Source organism: Yoonia sp. (assembly GCF_036007805.1).
Classification (GTDB): Bacteria; Pseudomonadota; Alphaproteobacteria; order Rhodobacterales; family Rhodobacteraceae; genus Yoonia.
In genome coordinates this window covers 21,765-27,764 of sequence record NZ_DASYOK010000367.1, presented here as the reverse complement: position 1 = coordinate 27,764, position 6,000 = coordinate 21,765, and the positions used below count along the sequence as shown (strand labels likewise).

General features: G+C 55.6%; 5 protein-coding genes and 1 pseudogene. 4 read left to right on the top strand and 2 right to left on the bottom strand.

What is annotated here, in order from left to right; genetic code table 11:
• The 3 genes from VGP75_RS19460 to VGP75_RS19450 form a co-directional block, all read left to right on the top strand.
• The coding region (locus VGP75_RS19460; RefSeq protein ID WP_327545224.1) for a GNAT family N-acetyltransferase at nt 1-415 on the top strand (415 nt) is incomplete at its 5' end.
• A 1,251-nt stretch (nt 416-1,666) separates the two neighbouring features.
• A complete protein-coding gene (locus VGP75_RS19455; RefSeq protein ID WP_327545223.1) occupies nt 1,667-3,235 on the top strand; it encodes a phospholipase D family protein in 1,569 nt (522 codons plus the stop codon).
• A gap of 56 nt (nt 3,236-3,291) precedes the next feature.
• Complete coding sequence (locus VGP75_RS19450) at nt 3,292-3,597, top strand: hypothetical protein (RefSeq protein ID WP_327545222.1); 306 nt, start codon at nt 3,292-3,294, stop codon at nt 3,595-3,597.
• Nucleotides 3,598-3,864: 267 nt separating this feature from the next.
• On the opposite strand, the gene VGP75_RS19445 is transcribed toward VGP75_RS19450, so the two are convergent.
• A complete protein-coding gene (locus tag VGP75_RS19445; protein ID WP_327545221.1) occupies nt 3,865-4,233 on the bottom strand; it encodes a hypothetical protein in 369 nt (122 codons plus the stop codon).
• 167 nt (nt 4,234-4,400) lie between these two features.
• Between VGP75_RS19445 and VGP75_RS19440 the strand changes: the two genes are divergently transcribed.
• Entirely contained in the window at nt 4,401-5,120 is a 720-nt protein-coding gene (locus VGP75_RS19440) for an META domain-containing protein (RefSeq protein ID WP_327545220.1), read from the top strand.
• Between the two features lie 110 nt (nt 5,121-5,230).
• Here the strand turns inward: VGP75_RS19440 and VGP75_RS19435 are convergent.
• Nucleotides 5,231-5,593 (bottom strand): annotated as a pseudogene (locus VGP75_RS19435) (tyrosine-type recombinase/integrase); the annotation flags it as partial.
• Nucleotides 5,594-6,000 lie beyond the last annotated feature (407 nt).

Sequence of the window (6,000 nt, the reverse complement as noted above, 5' to 3'; positions counted from 1 at the left end):
TGAGATTGATCCCGCTGCGCCAAAGAGTGCGCTTGCCGAGTTCTGGGCGCATGCGGACGATTATTTGCCTCCAAACGGCTGTCTTGTTGTTGCGCGCAAAGGGGATGGACAGATCGTTGGCTGTGGCATGATGAAGCGCCTCGATCATGACACAGGCGAGTTGAAACGGGTTTTTGTGACAGAAGATGCAAGAGGAACCGGCACCGGAAAAGCATTGATCGTTGCGCGGGAACAAGCGGCGCGTACCATGGGATTAAAGCGTCTGGTTGCGGATACGCTCACACCCAATGTCGAGATGCGCAGTCTTTATCCCAAGCTTGGGTTCGTGGAATTGGATGAACCTATCGAGACCACGACCTACAAAGACCAGCCAATGCTGCGCCCGCATTTACATTATTTCGCGAAAGACCTGTGAGTGCAGGAATTAGCCCTGTTGAGGGCTATTTCTTTTGCCTCGTGGCGACAGACTTTGCCGCTGTTTGGCTGAAAATTCCCCTTGGGAACACTTAGCTTCAAAGGCTTCTGGCGCTCCATGGGCGATTGAGCAAGTCCCGCCTGAGAAACCAAACAATCGGGTGGCGCAGAGACAGGCAACATACGGATGACATGTAAACACCAATAAAATGAGGGTATTGAAGCAAGCGTATCCTTCAATAAAGAGCAGATGTATCCTCTCAAAACCGGGACCCTGAGCCCAATAGGTTCATCCTGCTATCTACACACACGGCCATGAAGGGCAGGGAGCGGGCCTCTGCTGCAACGCGCACTGACGTCTGCTGTGCGGATGAAGCGCTCTTTCGCTGTATCTGCGCCAATGACCGCTTTCGGGTCATGGTCTTTGATCCGGTAAGCCCCAGATGGGTTTCACCCCGTTTGCCTGAACATCCGAAGGGGAGCGTGAGATTTATGTTTGAAATTTGATATGCGCAATCGCGGCAAGACTACCTCGGCAAATTGCCAAGGTAATGCCCGATGGTGGCACTGGCGGTTCATCAATTTATCCTTGAGCTTGTTCCACCTAGAGTTACGGCCTGCTTGCCGCAACCGCCCAAAACCTCCGGAAACTGGCCAAGATCTTTGACGCACGGCAGCAAACGCGAAAGGCCTGACAGAAAAGCCGCGCGCGCCCGATTTGCAACGGCTATTTCTGGGCTCGTGAAAGGGTGTTTCTCCACAGAATCGGCTGGAAGCGGTGGTTTGTTGCAGTCGCGAAGCAGCCGGGCCGAAAAGCTTGAAGCTGACATTCAACCGGATTGATCGCATGGCTCACTTGTGCATCGTTCAAGGTTGGTTGCAGAGTCTTCGTGTTGGTTGCCACTTATACCGATGCTGCAGGCGAAAGCTAAGGGTCTCAGCCGCTTTACTGATGGCCAAGTTCAAGATCATCATGGGATGCTTTGGGCTGAACGTCCCCTGAAAATTGCGGCAGAGCCACTGCAGCATTCTATGCAAGTGGTCTGTTGCTTTATCACCCTCGGCCAACGGCAGTTTGCACAAGTGCAAAAAAACTGCATAAGCCTGTTCGTCATCATATCGTTTGTACATGGTCTGGCTATTTGCAGCCCTTGTTGTGGCCTTTTATGAAGGTCTAGGCAGCAAGCACACCAAGAGATATCAAGTCTTGTAAGGCGACCAGTCTATTCGTCACTTTCAGGAAGTGAACATCATGGCAATTATCCGGATCTGTGCTGCCGTTCTGGCCATAGCCGTTGTAGGGATATTTGTCCTGAAAATGATGTTTTCCTTGCCGGATCGCCAAGGCGTTGCGGCCAGTCAGGCCATTCCCCTCACAAGGGCCACTCAGATCGGCGCGGCCGTGCTGCAGGGGCAAGAGGCGCATCCGGACAAGAGCGGTGTGATCCCTCTCGCTGGCGGAGGCGAGGCTTTCGCGGCCCGCGTGCTTCTGGCGCGCACGGCCGAGCAATCGCTCGATGTGCAGTATTACATCTGGCAAGCGGACACGACCGGCTATCTGCTGCTGGATGAATTGCGCGCCGCGGCCGAGCGCGGGGTGCGGGTGCGCCTGCTTGTGGATGACAACGGCATTGCAGGGTTGGATACGGAGTTGCGTGCGCTGGATGATCTGCCGAATATGCAGGTGCGTCTGTTCAACCCCTTTACCCTGCGCCGTCCGAAGCTGCTGTCCTTTGCATTTGATTTTTTCCGGTTGAACCGGCGGATGCATAATAAGTCTTTCACGGCAGACGGGGCGGCCAGTATTGTGGGCGGGCGGAATGTAGGTGACATCTATTTCGCCTTTGGACCGGATGCGCATTACATCGACACCGATGTGCTGGCCCTTGGCCCAGCCGCAGCGGATGTGTCCGTTGCGTTCGACGCCTACTGGAACAGCGCTTCGGCCTATCCGGCGGGACTGATCCTGCCTGCCGCCCCCGAGGGGGTGGTGCGCCTGAAAGCGGCTGTGGCAACAGCCCAAGCTTCTGATCTGGCCGCACCCTATGTGGCGGCCATCAGCCAGTCACCGCTTATCCGCACCCTTATGGCGGGGCCGGATGCGGTGGAATGGGCGGGCGTGACACTGGTGGTCGATGACCCTGACAAAGGGTTGGGCCAACAGGGCACGGGTGGCCTGCTGATCGAACGTCTGGCCAAAATTCTGACCGATGCAGCGACCGGTCCCGCCCTCTCTCTCGATCTGATCTCGGCCTATTTCGTACCGGGGCGGGGCGGAACGGACCTGTTGACCGGGCTTGCAGCGCAAGGCGTTGCAGTGCGGGTACTGACCAACGCACAAGAATCAACGGATGTCATGACCGTTCATGGGTCTTATGCAGGATACCGCCCCGACTTGCTGGCAGGCGGTGTTGCCTTGGGGGAACTCAAAACCGATCCGCTGATCCCGCAGCAAGACCAGACGCTGGCCAGTCTCCTTGCAGGCTCTGCCTCCTCGCTGCATTCCAAGGTCTTCGCGATCGACGGTCAAAGGGTCTTTATCGGGTCGTTCAACTTTGATCCGCGCTCGGCGCGGTTGAACACCGAGATGGGGCTTTTGATCGAAAGCCCGACTTTTGCGGTGGCTGTTTCGCAGGCGGTGGATCATGTGATGCAGACCAATGCTTATGCGTTGCGCCTGTCCCCGGCAGATGCGTTGGAATGGGTTACGCAGGATGAAAGCGGTGCGACTATGGTGCTTGTGACCGAACCCAACACGACATGGTTTGACCGCTTGTTGGTCAAAGTCATCGGCATCTTGCCGTTGGAGTGGATGATGTGACCGCAAAAGATACCCAGTCCGAGGGGGTTAAGCCGGGCCCAGCCATACCTAAGGTTATGACAAGGCGCTATGCGATCACCATCTGCGCCGCGCTCTTGTTCTTGGTGTCGCGGGCATTGCCGTGGCGGGCAGCGCTGGCAGCCTTTGTGCTTGGCCTGCGCTTCATGCCCCACCCGATGCCGGTTTCTGCGGCGGCGATGACGGCAGGCATCCTGCTGACCTCCACCCCTGCGCCCGAGGCCGCAGCCTTCCGCGCCGAGACCATAGCGCTGATTATCGCGCCGATCCTGTTCCTGACTGTGATCCTGGAGCGGATCATACCATGGCTCGCGGCTGCAAAACCCGCAAAGACAGACGGATAACCCGCGGCAATGCCTTCGAACAGGAGCTTGCAATGCAACGCGCTCAGCACCAAATCAGGGGCAACCAGCGTGCCACTGCAGCCGTTGATTTCCTTTCCGCGATGACTGGGGAAGGGGCTGATAACACGAATGGAGACGAAAGAACGAAAATCCGAGACATCCGCAGGAAACCCGTTGATGATGGAAACCGAGGACGTAGGCCAGCACAACAAAAGCATGGGCAGTAACAGGTTTCGCATCCACATCTTCCCCTCGTGACGTATTCGATCAACACGTCGTTTGCTGTGCCAGCGATAACAGCGCCTTCAAGCAAACTTGTTTAATAGCTGCCAAGGCCATAGAGTAACCCGAAATCGCGATTGTAACCCACGCATTGCTGGAAGGCTGAGGCTGATCTCCAGCGGCAGATACGCTGTAAAGTAGACCGATAATTTCACCCAGCACCGCAGTGTGGCGCACCCGATCAAGATCAAACCCCTCGCAAGTCATGGACAGCGCGCTCATTTTTGCAATCAGGCTGAGCAAAAAGACGTCCTCTGCTTCCATCAATCCTTCGTATTCTACGAAATAGTCAAAGACATGCGCCATTTTCTGTGCAGGGACCGTCACAGCTATAGTGTGTGCGTGCTTGATCACGACTGCCTTGCAAAGCTGCCGAATGGTGCGCGCATCGTTTTTGCCGCCTCCTCTTGGTCCAATTCTTGGCTCTCTAAGATTTGCGCTGGAAAATTAGTGATCGACATTTGGTCCATGCCAACTAGGCTTGGCAGCCTGTCGAACTTCTGAAAAACGGAAAAATGTCCATGTCGTCACGTTCATTGATGCTTTCAATTTTGGGATGTTTCGGTTTGCTTTTTTGTGGACCTGTTTCGGCAGATGCTGATGGACCCGACTATTTTGCTGTAACTGGCGTCCAAGCGGAAGATCGTCTCAATCTTCGCTCCGCCCCTTCTGCGTCGGGTGCTTTGGTTGGAACTGTTCCTCACGATGCGACCGGGATCGCCAATCTTGGCTGTATCGGCGGGCTCACTTACGCGGAATGGGCTGAAGCAAACGAGGAAGAACGAGCCTCCGCGGCACAAACGCGTTGGTGCCGTGTCGGCTATGATCGCACCATTGGTTGGGCGGCGGGCTGGTTTCTGACCGAAGGTGCAACGCCAGATGCATTCCGCGCGGGAAGCGTTTTGCGCGATATTTCCGGATCGGAATGGTTGTTGCGCGATTTTGCGGGCGAGCCAGCTCTTGCTGAGGCTTGGCTGGCCTTCAAACCCGACAACGCCGTCATGGGCAATGGTGGATGCAATAACTTCAGGGGAAATCGGACGGCTGGTGCTGATGGAGCATTGTTCTTGCCGCTAGCCGCAACCAAGAAGATGTGTCCGGCTGCCGCAATGGAAACGGAAGTACGCTTTTTTCAAGCACTTGAAAAAACGCACGAAATCGTTGCTTACCATCGTCTGATGGCGTTGTTAGATGATAGTGGCCAACTACTCGCTACCTTTACACGTCGTGACCCAGATTAGCCGAACGATACGCGGGTGTCCGGCGCAGTCCTTCCGAATGACTGATGGGTGCGAGCGATTGGTTTGGAAGTTTCCGGGCGATTGGCCGTCCCAGAAGACGGCCCCGCCGATTAGATTTCAATAGCTTCGGCGATGACCAGCGCATCTTCAAGCTCGACGCCGAAGTATCTGACAGTCCACTCCATCTTGGTATGTCCCAACCGGAGTTGGACCGCCCGCAGGTTGCCTGGTTTCTTGTGGATCTGCGTGACCTTGGTGCGCCGCATCGAGTGCGTGCCATAGGCGCTAGCCTCCAGACCAATGGATGTCACCCAGTCACGTACAATCCGCGCCTACTGGCGGGTCGAGATGTGAAGCCGTTCGTGAAAACGACCAGGCCAGAGATATTCGGATCCGACCATCAGCGGCGCCCGCATCCACCTTGCCAGCGAGGCACGGGTGACTTGGGAGATTTCGAAGCGGACGGGCGCGCCACGGTTGGAAAGTCGCAGTTGCTGCAAACGTCTCCTCTGACGGGCCGCGCCGCTGCATCTTTAGGGATCGGTGAAAGGCAGCTCGTGGCCGTGAGTGACTGCCATAGTCTGGCATTTGGAAAGAATGCTGCATCTGCTTCGATGGCCGCAGTAAGCCCAAAGTGCAATTTCTTTGAAACGCCATAAAGGGCCATGGTCCGCTTTGGGTGCGCTCAACTCTGGACTAGAGCGCGCGTCTTTCGAACCAAGATAACACTCCAGCGAAAATGTTTCGTGTCAACTTATCGTTTATCTTTTGGGAATATTTGCGACTGCCGATTTTAAGGCCATCATGGGAATCTCGCTTTTGTAATTGCGAACGCCAAAGCTTGTCATGCATCACGGAGTTTTGCGGGGTTTGGAACCTT

Coding starts and splice junctions, on each gene's coding strand:
- VGP75_RS19450 (WP_327545222.1), top strand. CDS start 3,292: ATGACAAGGCGCTATGCGATCACCATCTGCGCCGCGCTCTTGTTCTTG.
- VGP75_RS19440 (WP_327545220.1), top strand. CDS start 4,401: ATGTCGTCACGTTCATTGATGCTTTCAATTTTGGGATGTTTCGGTTTG.
- VGP75_RS19455 (WP_327545223.1), top strand. CDS start 1,667: ATGGCAATTATCCGGATCTGTGCTGCCGTTCTGGCCATAGCCGTTGTA.